Origin of the sequence: Taibaiella sp. KBW10 (genome assembly GCF_003852495.1) — a bacterium.
Taxonomy (GTDB): domain Bacteria; phylum Bacteroidota; class Bacteroidia; order Chitinophagales; family Chitinophagaceae; genus Edaphocola.
Window position 1 is genome coordinate 408067 of sequence record NZ_QAJI01000001.1, and the last position, 14799, is coordinate 422865.

A 14799-nucleotide genomic window follows, 5' to 3' on the forward strand; every position below is an offset into this window, starting at 1 on the left:
ATCCGATACTTTATGAGCAGAATCTTTCTTTTATGTTGTATACTCTTTCATTTTTCATTGAGTGCACAAAAGCATTATGTCAAAACCTTGTCCAACAAAGAAGAATTTATCAATCTATCCGGCAGACCGCTTTCCGATAAATTTACCAATATGAAATCCGTGAAAGTGGTCTTTGATTGCTTTGACAGTACTTTATATTTTTTCAATAGTACTAAATACAAATACCATCATGAGTTTTGCGAAAAAGTGCTGAGATACCCTCCTGATCTGGGTTCTTTTAATGCGGCCAGCTATAATGCAGGCAATAGCCGGTCTTTCCTTTTAGGCAATCTGAATTATTTAGCGCAGACAGAAGATTGGGTATTAGAATTGGCCCCTTCCGATTTAATGAATGCCTCTTTGATAAACCTGTTCTACAAAAAAATAAAAAAGCAGGTCTTCTTTGGCGATAAATTAAAGTTTTATCTAAATACCCCTAGGACCATCGCTTTAGCAGCCGAAAACAAACTTCAGGTACCCTTTGTGTATTCTGATTTCCTGTTTCGCAACCTGACAGAACAATCAATTGAAAAAGGTACCGCCTATGGTCTGCTCAAGAAATATGACATCAAAAAAGAGCCCAGGATCTATCCAAAGCCTAACGAGATCATCATTATCAATACGACTCCTGAGATCATTCCAAATGTAAAGGGGATTATCATTACTGAATTACAAACGCCTTTAAGCCATCTGGTCTTGCTGGCAAAAAATAGAAATATCCCGGTGTATGTCGATACTAAAATATGGGATAAGGAGGCCACAAATGCCTTATTGAACCAGCCGGTCGCCCTTACCGTTACCGAAGATGCTTATCGGATAGAAGCTACCACCAAAAACATTGATCTTACCACCAGTAAGCCGCCTATAAAACTCGTGCTCAACCTGGATACAAAGGGCTTGGTCGATCTGGCACAACCCTTGCCGGATCATCCGCAAAACATCATTGGGTCTAAGGCTTTAAACCTCGCCTTATTAAAAAAAATAGAGAAAACCACCAAAGGTTTTAAGACGCCGGAGTATGCTTACGCTATTCCTTTTTATTATTACACCCAACATTTAAAAAACAATAAACTGGAAGCGCCTGTTGCCGATCTGCTGGCCACGCCCAAAGATTCCGTTTTATTACTGTACCGAAAGCTGAAAGCGCTGAGAAAGCAAATCAAGCAGGCACCTATAGATAAGGCTTTAATCCAACTCGTACAGGAAACACTATCCACGCAATCTCAGTTTAAGCAATTCAAGTTCCGCTCTTCGACCAACGCAGAAGACTTAGACGGCTTTAACGGAGCGGGACTATATGACTCTAAATCGGCCACACTCGGCGACTCCGAAAAGACGATAGAAAAAGCCATCCTTGCTGTATGGGCAAGTTTTTGGAATGACCGTGCGTTTTTCGAGCGGGAAATATTCCATATTGATCACCAGTCCTGTGCTATGGGTATTCTGATACACCGGTCCTTTCCCGATGAATTGGCCAACGGGGTTTTAATCACGAAGAATATTTACAGAAGCGAATATGAAGGCATTACGGTAAATGTACAGAAAGGGGAAGCCTCTGTTGTGGAGCCGGATTCAGGTGTGACCTGTGATGAGTTTTATTGCCACAATTTCAACTTCCTGAGCAATGACTTGAGTGTAGACTACCGGTCTACCTCCAGTCTGAATGAACATCAACCCATCCTGAGCAATGCAGAAATCAAATTACTGTTCGACATTTCCACTAAGGTAGAAAACCGTATGCACCGGCTTTGGCGCCAATACCAGATCAGCGGTCGTAATATGTCCTTAGATATAGAATTTAAACTGGTTGGTACCAAACGGCACCTCTACCTGAAGCAAGCCAGGGCTTATATGGATTAGTTAATAGGAGACTTTAATAACCACTTTATTTTCCCGGAGGTCTATAGTCCTGATCTGATACGAGAAGGAACTGAACTGTGTTTTCTCTTGTATAAAGTTTTTCTTTTCCGCTTCATTCAATTTAAGAAAATCTTCGGTGGCTGTAATAATGTCTACCGATTTTTTATCATTAAAAGAAACATCTTTCTTTTCGAAATAATTCAGCAGTACAAAGGCAAGGATTATCACCAGGTTGATGCCGGCTAAAAACTCAATTCGATCCAATGGCAGCAAGATATCCAGCATGGACAGCGTAATGGATACGAAAATAAAAATGGTAGTCTGTATCGAAAAAGATTCTGTCCGAAAACGGAGTATAGAAAAGATTGCAAACAGTCCGAATCCTATCCCGATGCTCACATCTACTTTAGTAAAGACCAGGCATAAAAAAAAGGTACAGATACTCAATAGATTCACCAAAGGGTGCAACTTCACAATTCTATTTCTGTTGGTAAAATAATATATGATTCCGATGGAAACGATTAATAATAAGAAGCGTTCTACAATCTCCTGTACACCCATGTTGAAAATATTACAAAAAGTAATATTAACTTTTTTATAGCAATCCCAAAAAAAATAAATTGAGTATCCGCTTTTAGGAAACAAGAAATTTCTTTATTCTTTTGGATTTTCATTTATAGCGATTGCTAGCTTTTGCCTTGATGCAAAAGCGAGCGCCAAAAAATCAAGGCTATATAAATCCCTGGCTAAAAATCAATGTGTCGGTCGGTCGCAAACCAAACTCGCCGCGCTCAAACAGTGGTTTGCTCCTTTATCGACCGAGCCAATGATTTTCTTAACGCCGGATTTATAAGGCCCATCCTAATCGACTTGTTCTATATGGATCGCTTATTGTTTTCATCACAGCGATAGCAATTTTGTAAGTGCAGTTGCGATTTTTGAGCCATGTATACTCCCTTAAAAGCTCAAAAATCAATGCACGGAACGCAACAAAATTGCGGTGCAGAGCAATCGCCTTGATGAAAACAGGCATTTTTGGTCCTTTTGTTGCCACAAAAGGACGAACGAATTGGTGAACTATATGCGGATTTCATAAAAAATAAAATAAATCATAATTATTTCATGACATTGAAGCTGCCTTTTTTCTTATCAAAAAGAAGCAAAACCAATACGAACGAACGATCAAACCATTTCCAAAATCTATACCCCGCACATAAATAACAGATCCATTTGCAGGTTTTGCCCTTCACTATATTGAGGATAAAAAGATATAAAATCCGTATAAAAGATCTCAACACACATTTTATTTTGGCTTACTTTTGGTTAGCTTAAACGTTACTCAATTTCAAATGAATAAAAAACTTCTTATAGGAATCCTCGCCCTCATCCTTGTGGGTGTAGCGGCCTACTTTTATATGCAACGCTACAGTAATAATGTAGCCCAGAAAGGATACCTCTATATCCCTACCGGAGCCCGTTTCGAACAGATTTTAGACTCCGCAAAGCCATTGCTTAAAGACCTTGGTGGTTTTGAACGGCTGGCTAAAAGTAAGGGTATAGACCACAATTTCTATCCCGGGCGCTATAGCCTGAAACCGGGGATGAGCAATACCGAAATCGTATCTATGATCCAGCAAGGTAAGCAGGACGAGATTGCGATCAGGATCGGTAATTATTCCAGTATATCCGAATTAGCCGGAAAGATGGCTCCCTTCCTGGAAGCGGACTCTGCACAAATCATCCAAAGTATTGCCGGCGCTTCCTTTACCCGAGGCCTGGACACACCTGCTATGCTTTATTTTTTCATGCCCAATACCTACAACTTTCATTGGAATACTTCCGGGCCGGAGTTTACCGAAAAAATGAAAAAAGAATTCGATAAGTTTTGGACGGAGGAACGCAAACAAAAAGCACAAGGGGCCAATATGACACCCCTGCAAGTAACCACCCTCGCATCGATTGTACAGCTGGAATCGGCCAAAGAAGATGAGCAGGCCAAAGTGGCTGGATTATACCTGAACCGGTTACGGATTGGTATGAAGCTGGATGCAGACCCGACGATTATCTTTATCAAGAAAATGCAATCTGGCTTTTCTACCAAGATCTCCCGCGTTTATTACAATGATCTGAAGATCGCCTCTCCATACAATACGTATATCAATAAAGGTTTACCCCCCAGTCCGATATGCATGCCTAATCCTTCGGCTATAGATGCGGTACTGAATCCCGTAAAACATGAGTATTTATACTTCGTAGCAGACCCGCAGAAACCGGGCTATCACTGGTATGCAAAAACCCTGGCTGAGCAGGAAAAGAATGCTGCGGTATACCGGGCATGGTTAGACAAAAATAATATCAAATAAGCCGATATGAAGACATACAGTAAAAGAGAATTTTTAAAGATGATGGGCCTTGGGGTTGCTTTTATGCCCTTTATTTCCTGCTTTGGCAATAGCAATAATAATCAGGCCGCAGCACCCGGACTCACAAAGGATAAGGAACATCCCGAAGATCCGAAAAGCGGGTCGGCTACACCGGATGATATCACGAAAGCCGCACCGGGAGATGTGATTTTACTCACCCGTTCGGATGCTGCCTATGCAAGCTTTAATACTGCGTTTAATGCACGGGTAAAAAAAATGCCTAAATATATTGCGCTGTGTAAAACGCCAAAAGGCGTACAGATGGCTGTTGCATTTGCCAAACAGCAAAAGTTACCTACGGCTGTAAAAAGTGGTGGGCATAGCTTTGAAGGGTTTTCAAGTAATGATGGCGGGCTGGTGATCAATGTATCTCAAATGAAAAAAATCACCTGGACGGCCAATAATATGGTTACGATAGAGCCTGGTTGTCTTCTGGAAGAAATACAGGCAGCATTGTTCGCCAAAAAACAACTGATCCCAAGCGGAAGCTGTGGTACAGTGGGCATCGCGGGGCTGACCCTGGGCGGTGGTTATGGTTTCTTCAGCAGAAAATACGGACTGACCTGCGACAGCCTTCAAGCATTGGATATCGTGGCAGGAGATGGCAAAACCTATCACAGTTCAGGAAAAGAGGAACTACTTTGGGCTTGCAAAGGTGGGGGAAATGGCAATTTCGGCGTGGTGACGCAGTTTCAGTTTAAAACGCAGCCTATGCCCGCAACATTCACGAGCATTGTTCTAAAGTTCAGAAACCTTAACACGGACCATTTTTACACCGTGCTTTCCCAATGGTTCGAAACGACACCAAAACTTGCTCCTGAAGACTTTTCTGCTTTTGTGCTAAATGGCAGCACGCTCACCATATTGTGTACCACCTATGGCAACAATAACAACCTAGAACGCAATATTCAGGCGCTGACGGGCATTGCAGATACGGTCAATAAAAGCATGAATCAGAACCTGCCGCAGGCCATGAAAAGATATTATGGTCGTAAAGGCCCCATCTTGTTTAAAAACGCAAGCGCCGGCTTATACAAAGACTTTGGAGATATAAAAGCCATTGCAACACAGATTTTCAACAGTGTGGTACAAAATAAAGGACTCATTTACCAGATCAACACGCTTGGCGGTAATATCAATAATACTGATTTTGAACAGGGATCGTGCTATCCGCATCGTGCACTACCTTATCTGAGCGAATTGCAAGCCTATTGGGAAAATCCGGCGCAGGAAGCCAAGCTACTCAAAGCATTTCAGGGCATTCAGGAACTGATATTAGCGGCAGGTATTACGGCGCAATACCGTAACTATCCCGACATCAATTTCAAAAACTGGCAGCAGGCATATTATGGACAGCACTATGCGAAATTGCAAACAATCAAAGGCCAATATGATCCTGAAAACCTGTTTCAATACCCACAATCCATTACTTTATAGTTTTCTTTCATGACCAAAACTGTTCTGCGCTCCCTTGTATTCATTGGCATACTTTGTTTTCCCGCTACACTGCCTTATGCGCAACAAAAAACAAACAGGCCCTTCCAGCCTTACAGGTTAACAAAACCTATTCAGGACGCTCTGTTTCTGTAGCCGATGGTGATACGTTCACCTTATTGACCGAAGATAAAGTGTCCTACAATATCCGTTTAGAAGGTATTGATGCACCCGAAAAAGGAATGCCGTATTACAAGGTATCAAAAAAATACCTGGCACAATTACTACTTGAAAAAAAGCTCGAGTGTATGGTCAAAAAAGTGGATCAGTATGGCAGGTATGTAGGCCGGATCTATTATATTGAAAATGGCCGCTCCCTTGATGTTTCCAAAGAAATGTTGCGCGCCGGCCTAGCCTGGCATTATAAACAATACAATAAAGAAACGGATTTATCAGCGCTCGAAATAGAAGCGCGGCAATTGAAAAAGGGCTTGTGGGTCGAAACAAAGCCTATCGCCCCCTGGATGGTGCGGAAATACCGGAGGGCAGGTATATCCGACGCTCGTTTCCGGCAGTTGCAACAAGAAAACAGTCCTTTCATAGCACCCTATTTGGCACCTTAAATAAGGTGCTATTTTGTTTGTAGTTTTTTCAATTCTGCAAGCACAGCTGTATTGTTTTTATCAAAGACCAGTGCCTGGTTAAACATGCTCATGGCTGCGGCCTTTTTATTGAGCTTAAGTGCAGCTAACCCTTTTTGGTAATAAGCTTCCGCACTATTGGGCGCCACTTCTATGGCGATCTGAAACTGACGGTCTGCTTTCTCTGCAGAATCCTGCTGCATTAATATCTTGCCATATTCCAGATAAGCATTGGTAAAGTCTTTATCGATCTTAATCGTTTTGATATAATATTGTTTTGCCATCGCCACCTTGCCCTGGCTTTTGTAAAACAAAGCTGCATCGTAAACGGGATTGGGGTTCAGGGTATCTAATCGATATATTTTCTCATACCATTGTAAGGCTTCCGGATTACCGGTCGCGCTATACAAATCTGCTAATTGATACAAACCATCAAAGAAATTGGGCGTAATTTTTAATACCTCTTTCGCATAGGCAATGGCTTTAACCGTATCTTTCTGTGCCGCTTTCAAACGGGACGCATCCAGGATTACATCCGGCTCATTAGCCATCTCCAGCATCAATCGATTAATGATCGGTTCTGCTTTATCCAAATATCCGCCTGCCATCAGGGCTTCCGCCTCTAAAAGGGTATAGGTCGCATCTTTCGGTTTTTTTTGCTGCAAAATTTTCACCTGCTCGAGTGCCTCATTTGCTTTCTTTTTATCAATCAGGAAAAGTGCCAGTGACTCTCTATAATCAATATTATCGGGCGCCAGGGCCACTGCCTTTTGTAAATCGGCCATCGTCAGTTCCACCTGCCCCATTTTATTCAACTCAACACTTCTCTGATAGTACAGCTTAGCGTTTTTAGGATCATACTCGATTGCCTCGGTCAGCGGACGAATCATCGGGTTTACTAATGCTGCCGGTAATTGCTTTTGCTGTTCTGCCGCTTTATCACCACCGTTTCCACAGGCGCTCAGACCAATCAGGCATAAAAAAAAATAGAAAATGTTCCTCATGTAACTCAAATTGAGTTACAAAAAAACAAATTCTATTGCTCTAAAAAAAATTACAGAATTTCTACGGCTATTTTACCTGTGCCGTAAGGAAATGTCTGATTTTACGGATATAGTCATAATAGCCCGATTGCATGCGCAGCATAAAAACAATAAATATGATTAAGCCGACTGCTAAGAGTGCAAGGGGGATAATAAAGGTCTCATCGGGATATGCTTTCCAAAAATAAAGAGCCACCATAAACATAAAGACCACAAATGCAATAATCAGGTATAGACCACCCACATCAATTTTTCGAGGTTTACTACTGATCTTAATCGTGGTTTCTGCAGCATTAGGCTCCATTTCAATATGCGTAATCGGGAGGGTCTTCAGGCCATCGATATTTTCCGCATGTGGAATGACTTTAAGCATACCATTTGATTCTAAAACTTCAAAGTCCAACTGGTGTACCAGCACCCTTTGGCCTAAAAGTTTACTCTTAATAATTTCTGGGGATAGTTTGGATTTAATTCTAGAGGTGGTGTTGAATATCATAATGTTTGAGTTTGAAGATTTATGAAAACATACTCAAAACAAATATAATATTTAAAAATAATAAATGCAATAGTTTGCTTTATTTTATTTAAGGGGAAAATTTAAACCCTTTTGCCGGTTTCATATATCAATTATAAAAAATATCTTTACTACTCAAAATCACCAAGGAAATGAACTGGAACATCCTGTACAAACGCAATCTGCTCCTGCTGGGTCTTATCGCCTCGGGCATACAAATCACTCATGCACAACAGAACATAGTCCTAAAAAACAGGGAAATAAAGGTACAATCCGCAAAAGTATCTTTAGAAAAATACCTTAATACGACTACCGCAGGCAGTCCGGTACAACTTTACCTTCAATTCAAAAAGCCACCCAATAAAACAGTTTTAGCCGCGCAAGGAATTCTACTACAGGATTATGTAGGAGGCAATACTTTTAACGCTCTTATTTCAAAATCAAAAGACCTCGCTCCGATAATCAATATGCTGGATTATTGGGCACCGGTACGCCCCGAAGATAAAATAAGCGCATATCTCCAGGACCAAAATACCGATGCACTCGCAACAGTATTACTCAGCCTCGATCCGGGCAGCAACTTAGCGACCATCGACCATATGCTGAAACGTTGTAAAGCCATTATTCCGGCGATACAAGATTGGTCTGGCCAACATATGTTTATTGTGCAGGTACCTTACAACCAATTAACACAACTGGCAACACTGCCCAATATATTATCGATAGACCCCAAATTTGAAGACCACTCGCTGAATAACGGCGCCATTCCTGTAACCAATACCAGCAATGCACAAAGCGAAAACGGCTATGGACTCAGTGGTGCGGGGATCACGATTGGTGTGGGAGATGATTCACAGCCAACACATATTGACTATGACGACCGCGTACGCAATTTCAATCCGCAACTGCTCAGTTTTCATGGCTTACATACGACCGGTACAGTAGCCGGAGCGGGCATTGTAAACGAAGCATACAAAGGCTTTGCCCCTAAGGCAAATCTGGTCAATAATTTTTATAGCCAGATCATCACACAAGCACCGCGATATGAGCAGGATTTCAATATGAAGGTGACGAACAATTCTTATGCTGCCATCGTAGGCAACTGTAATTATGCCGGCACTTATGATGCCACGTCCCAATACCTCGATCAACAAGCCCTCAATAACCCGCAATTACTCAACATCTTTGCAGCCGGCAATGATGGCCCACTGACCTGTAGTGCTTATCCCACAAGTTATGCAACGGTTGCAGGTTCCTACCAGTCCGCTAAAAACACATTGGTGGTCGCCAATACCGGAAAGAACAGCGACATTCTTAGTGGTGGTAGCAGCCGCGGGCCCGCTAAAGATGGAAGGCTTAAACCCGAGATTACCGCAATCGGGGTACAAATAATGTCTACCGTATTCAACAACGATTACGGACTGTCGACCGGTACCAGTATGGCTGCTCCCAATGTAACCGGTGCTGCGGGCTTATTACAGCAAAGATATAAGCAGCTCAATGGCGGCCAATATCCCGCCAGCGATCTGCTGAAAGCCATCCTGATGAATAGTGCAACAGACCTGGGCAATCCCGGTCCCGACTATCGTTATGGTTTTGGAAGAATGGATGTTGGTGCTGCCCTGGAAATTATAGATAGTGGCCGCTACATGGCGCAGACAATAAGCCATAATGCACAGCAAACTTTTACCGTTTCGGTACCACCCAATCTGGCTCAGGCCAAGATCATGCTGTATTGGAATGATGTACCGGCCTCTCCCCTTAATGCAAAAGCACTGGTTAATGACCTGGATCTGAATGTAACGACACCTTTAGGTGCTACCAGATTCCCCTTAGTATTGAACCCCGAGATGGCGCATGTTACCGATAACGCTACAGAAGGAGCGGATCACCTGAACAATGTGGAGCAAGTGGTCCTCAACAACCCTACCGCAGGGAATTACACGGTTAAGGTCAGCGGGTTTAATATTCCCACCGGCAGCCAATCTTACCGCATTGTCTATCAATTTTTATCTAAAGAAACGAAGATCAATTATCCCGTAAAAGGATCTAAAATAGAGAGCGGCCTGGCCGTCTATCTACATTGGTATGCAGCAGCAGCAACCGGCGATTTTACGGTTGAATACAGCACAAACAATGGCGCAGCCTGGAATTTCATCGAGACGGTGACCAGCGATAAACGGTATGCCACATGGAATGTACCGGCAGGTATAAATTCCGGTTTATGCAACATAAGGGTAACGCAAAATGGTGTTCCTACCCTTTCGGAAACCTTTTCCATTATGGCAAGGCCGGTAGCCACTTTAGCGGCAGATCAATGCCCGGGCAACATTACCATCAACTGGACGGCTATTCCTGGTATCAACAAATACTATCTCTATAAGAAAACTGGTATAGAAATGCTGGTCACCGATTCCACCGCCGGTACCACTTACACCTTCTCTGGATTAAACGTGGACAGCACTTATTGGGTGTCTGTAGGTGCAGGGATTGATGGTGCTAAAGGTTTTCGTGCCCTCGCCTTGAATAGAATGCCGAATAGTGGAAACTGCACTAACATTACGCATCACGGCGATCTAGCCATCACCAAAATCAGCAATCCGAAAAGTGCAAGAGCGTTTACATCAACTGCAATAGGCAGTACGCTGACGGTAGAAGTGCGCAATATGGATAATGTGACGGCAAACAATTATAATATTCTGTACCGTATCAACAATGGCTCCTGGAACACAACTGCGGTGAGTAACCCGATTCCTGCAGGCGCCGCCAGTAATGTAAGCATACCGGGATTAAACCTCAGCGCAACCGGAAGCTACATTATAGAAGCGGTGGTGCACAATGTTGCTGTGACCGATCCGATCAGCCTGAATGACACGCAAAGAATTATGGTAAAAAATGTGGCCAATCCACCCATGAACCTGGCTACTCCTTTTGCCGAAGGCTTTGAATTAATGCCCTCGCTACAAACAACAGATGCGGTCTTTGCCTTAACGAATGCCGAACATTTTGATTTTGACAAATCCGCACCCAACGGCCGTATGCGCACGTTTGTAGATGGAAACATTACCATAACGGGCAACCAGTCTATAAGCCTGGATAACCAATCGAACCAACGCTACGACCTGAACGGAAGCAGTAACAATACCCTTACCGGAACCTTTAACCTCTCTAATTACAATATCAGCAATAATGAATTGCGTTTCGACTTTGATTATATCCTGCATGGCATACCCAAATTTGACACCGAAAACAAAGTGATGATTCGCGGCAATGACCTTGCCCCATGGATATCCATCAATCCTTTTGACACCAATAGTATTGGCGCCAAGGTCAATTATGGCTCTATTTCCATCAACAACCTTTTAGCGGCCCATGCACAAAGCTTTTCGAGCTCCACACAGATTGCAATTCAACAAAGAGACACCTCGCTGATTAGTTCAATCGGTTACGGAAACGGGTTGACGATTGATAATTTTAAACTATATGAAGTTGCTGATGATATTGCTTTAATCAAAGTAAATACCTTAAAGCGGTTCAATTGCGGTTTAAGTGCTGCGGTACCCCTTAGTGTTGATGTGGCCAATATGGTCAACCAGGGGATCAATAACATCAGTATCAGTTATCAGGTAGATCAGCAGGCCGTCGTTACGGAAACCATTGCTGCGATTCCAGCAAAAGATACGATTACCTATAATTTTACCCAGGCCATGAACCTATCGGCGCCGGGACAACACCTGATTACGGTATGGGTTCATTATGCCAGCGATAACTATCGCCTTAATGACACTTTGAAAAATATAGAAGTACATAACCAACCCGTGATCACCAGCTTTCCTTATTTAGAAGGTTTTGAAACGAATGATGGCTATTACTATGGACAGGGTGTTAATAATACCTGGGCATACGGCACGCCCAATGCCATCGGCATCAATAAGGCCGCCAGTGGCAGCAAAGCCTGGAAAACAAACCTGACGGGAGCATATAATTCCAATGAGCATTCCTATTTGTATAGCCCCTGTTTCGATGTAAGCAGCCTGAGTAAACCTATGCTGAGCTTTAGCTTGTTTCAGGAAATAGAGGCACCTTCCGGTGCGGAGATATTTGATAAAGCCTATATGGAATATTCTGTTGACGGTGGTCTTATCTGGCAAAAACTGGGGGCCAAAGGCCAGGGGTACAACTGGTATGATAATAATGCAGATATCTGGGCAACCACCAATAACAATTTTTGGAAAGTGGCCAGCATCCCCTTACCGGTTGTCAATAGCATCAGCTTCCGTTGGGTTTTAGAAAGCGATCCCGGATCTGAATTTGGCGGCATTGCGATTGATGATATTCACATTTTCGATCTGCAGAAAACCATTTATGACCAGGACAGCTTCAGCAGCCCGATTGTAAGTAATGTGACGGCTAATACTGCTTTTGGAAATGCAACGGAAATCTCCGGCTATTTAGATCCGCTATCACAATCCTTTACTAATGCTGCGTTCCAGTCCTATAAACATACCAATTACATTAGCCCGGATGCGCAGCAGTTCTTCCTGCCTAGAAACTTTACGTTTATCTCGCCCAACCAGGCGGCTACAGGAAAGATACAATTACAATTATTCGTTACCGATTCTATGATGGGTGTGATTCGCAATGCGACGAACTGCCCTTCCTGTAGTTCACACCCCAAAGAGGTTTATCGATTAGGGGTTACCACGTATATCGACAACAATAATGCCGTATTGAACAATTCGCTGGCCGATGATACGAATGGCGTATTTCAATATATCCCAAGCGACAGTGTTCTGTGGGTTCCGTATAACAATGGGTATTATGCGCAATTCCGAACCAATCAACTGGGGGAATATTGGTTTAATGATGGCGGTATTACGCGCAACAATCCACTGCCGCTGAATACACTGACATTTGACGCGGTAAAAAATGATGCCCGAACCGCAAGAATCCATTGGTCCAACACCGTAGATACCGATGTATTACATTATAAAGTGCAACGTGCCGGTAAAGATGGCCAGTTCCAGACGGTGTTTACCGAAAACTCGGTGGCACAAAACGGGCACAACTACAGTTATACCGATACACCTGTATTAGATGCTCCCTATGCCTTTTACCGTATCCGTTATACCAGTCTTAACGGAGGGGCTTTTTACAGCATCATCAAAAAGGTTACCTGGAATGAGCTGCCAGTCACCTTCGACATCTATCCTAATCCAACTCATGACGGTAAAGTAACGTTCAGATGGTATAATCCGCAGCAAGCCGGTTTCCATTGGGAAGTCTATAATGTCATCGGACAAAAAATACGTTCCGGCTGGATAGACCAGACTAATTTTAACAGCACACAAACCATTTCCTTGAAAGATATGGGTAATGCTTCCGGCATTTATATTTTAAAAGTGATTACCGACAACCAGACGCAGGAATATAAAATCGTATATGATCCTAAATAGGCTACTGTAAAATATCCTTTACAAAGGCAATGGTTGAGAAAGCTGTGCGAGATGTATTATCTTTGCGCAACTTTTTCAACCTTTGTTTTATGAGCACATACCCATATGTTTCCGCAGCTGAGGCCCTCTCGCTTATCCAAAGTGAGCACCGGGTATTCATTCACGGAAGTGCCTGCACGCCAACCTATCTTTTAAATGAATTGGTCCATGAAGCACCCCGTTTACGCAATGTAGAACTGGTGTCTATTACCCAACAGGGCAAATCGATCGCGATCTATCAACCGGAATACCGGGCTTCTTTTCAGGTCAATAGCCTTTTTGTTTCGGAGCCGGTACGCCAGGCGGTAAAAGAAGGGTATGCCGATTTTGTGCCGGTATTCTTAAGCGATATTCCTGACCTGTTCAACAACGATATTCTGCCTTTAGATGTTGCCATCGTTCAGGTGTCTCCTCCCGACCGTCATGGCTATTGTTCTTTAGGTACCTCCATCGATGTGGCCCGCTCTGCAGTGAACAAAGCAAAAAAAGTAATCGGGCTGGTGAACCCGCAAATGCCCCGCACCCATGGCGACGGATTGGTTCATCATTCCTATTTTGATAAAATGGTCTTTCATGATGCACCTTTACCGGAAGTGAATTATGCCGAGAAGGTAACCGACATTGACCGTAAAATAGGGCAATATGTTGCCGCACTGATCGAAGACAAATCGACCCTGCAAATGGGTATCGGCACCATACCCGATGCGGTATTGGGCAACCTGCACAACCATAAGCACCTGGGGGTACATACCGAAATGCTGAGCGATGGCGTGATTGACCTTTTTCTTGCAGATGTGATCGATAATCGCTGCAAAAACCTGCATCCCAACCGCATTGTAACCAGTTTTGCCCTGGGTACTAAACGCTTATACGATTTTGTACATGATAACCCCGGCCTCACCTTCCTTGATATCGACTATGTAAATAATCCTTCCATTATTGCCAAAAACGATAATGTGGTGGCGATCAATTCCTGCCTGGAGATTGATCTGACCGGACAAGTCTGTGCGGACAGCATTGGTACCTATCAATACAGCGGTATTGGTGGCCAGATGGACTTTATGCGCGGAGCAGCCCTGAGTAAGGGTGGCAAGCCGATTATCGCGGTAAACAGCCGTACTAATAAGGGCATTTCCCGTATTGTCTCTGCGCTGAAACCCGGTGCCGGTGTGGTCACAACCCGTGGACATGTGCAATATGTGGTGACAGAATATGGTGTGACCAATTTATTTGGCAAAAACCTGCGCCAGCGTGCCAGGGCACTCATCGATCTGGCCCATCCCGACGACCGGGCAATGTTGCACCAGGAAGCTTACGACAGATTTAAAATATTTTTATAGATTTCCCCAT

9 protein-coding genes are annotated in these 14799 nt (G+C 43.3%); 6 read left to right on the forward strand and 3 right to left on the reverse strand.

From position 1 onward, the window contains the following. The first annotated feature begins 12 nt into the window (after nucleotides 1-12). Nucleotides 13-1899, forward strand: a complete 1887-nt coding sequence (locus tag DBR32_RS01720) for a PEP/pyruvate-binding domain-containing protein (protein WP_124634557.1) — start codon at nucleotides 13-15, stop codon at nucleotides 1897-1899. Here DBR32_RS01720 and DBR32_RS01725 read toward each other — a convergent pair whose 3' ends face one another. Then, a complete protein-coding gene (locus tag DBR32_RS01725) occupies nucleotides 1900-2460 on the reverse strand; it encodes a DUF4956 domain-containing protein (protein WP_124634558.1) in 561 nt (186 codons plus the stop codon). Between the two features lie 788 nt (nucleotides 2461-3248). Here DBR32_RS01725 and mltG point away from each other — a divergent pair. The 3 genes from mltG to DBR32_RS01740 are packed head-to-tail and all read left to right on the forward strand — an operon-like array spanning nucleotide 3249 to nucleotide 6379. Beyond that, a complete protein-coding gene (gene mltG, locus DBR32_RS01730) occupies nucleotides 3249-4262 on the forward strand; it encodes an endolytic transglycosylase MltG (protein WP_124634559.1) in 1014 nt (337 codons plus the stop codon). Between the two features lie 6 nt (nucleotides 4263-4268). Further along, nucleotides 4269-5759 (forward strand): FAD-binding oxidoreductase, encoded by a 1491-nt coding sequence (locus DBR32_RS01735; protein WP_124634560.1) that lies wholly within the window; start codon nucleotides 4269-4271, stop codon nucleotides 5757-5759. A 53-nt stretch (nucleotides 5760-5812) separates the two neighbouring features. After that, nucleotides 5813-6379, forward strand: coding sequence for a thermonuclease family protein (locus tag DBR32_RS01740; protein WP_124634561.1), 567 nt, complete (start codon nucleotides 5813-5815; stop codon nucleotides 6377-6379). Nucleotides 6380-6387: 8 nt separating this feature from the next. On the opposite strand, the gene DBR32_RS01745 is transcribed toward DBR32_RS01740, so the two are convergent. Both DBR32_RS01745 and DBR32_RS01750 read right to left on the reverse strand, forming a co-directional pair. Further along, a complete protein-coding gene (locus tag DBR32_RS01745) occupies nucleotides 6388-7401 on the reverse strand; it encodes a tetratricopeptide repeat protein (protein ID WP_124634562.1) in 1014 nt (337 codons plus the stop codon). 67 nt (nucleotides 7402-7468) lie between these two features. Beyond that, complete coding sequence (locus DBR32_RS01750; protein WP_124634563.1) at nucleotides 7469-7936, reverse strand: hypothetical protein; 468 nt, start codon at nucleotides 7934-7936, stop codon at nucleotides 7469-7471. Nucleotides 7937-8106: 170 nt separating this feature from the next. On the opposite strand from DBR32_RS01750, the gene DBR32_RS01755 reads away from it, so the two are divergent. Next, nucleotides 8107-13410 (forward strand): S8 family peptidase, encoded by a 5304-nt coding sequence (locus DBR32_RS01755; RefSeq protein ID WP_124634564.1) that lies wholly within the window; start codon nucleotides 8107-8109, stop codon nucleotides 13408-13410. Between the two features lie 89 nt (nucleotides 13411-13499). Further along, on the forward strand, nucleotides 13500-14789 hold the full coding sequence (locus DBR32_RS01760; RefSeq protein ID WP_124634565.1) for an acetyl-CoA hydrolase/transferase family protein: 1290 nt from the start codon (nucleotides 13500-13502) through the stop codon (nucleotides 14787-14789). Nucleotides 14790-14799: the final 10 nt, after the last annotated feature.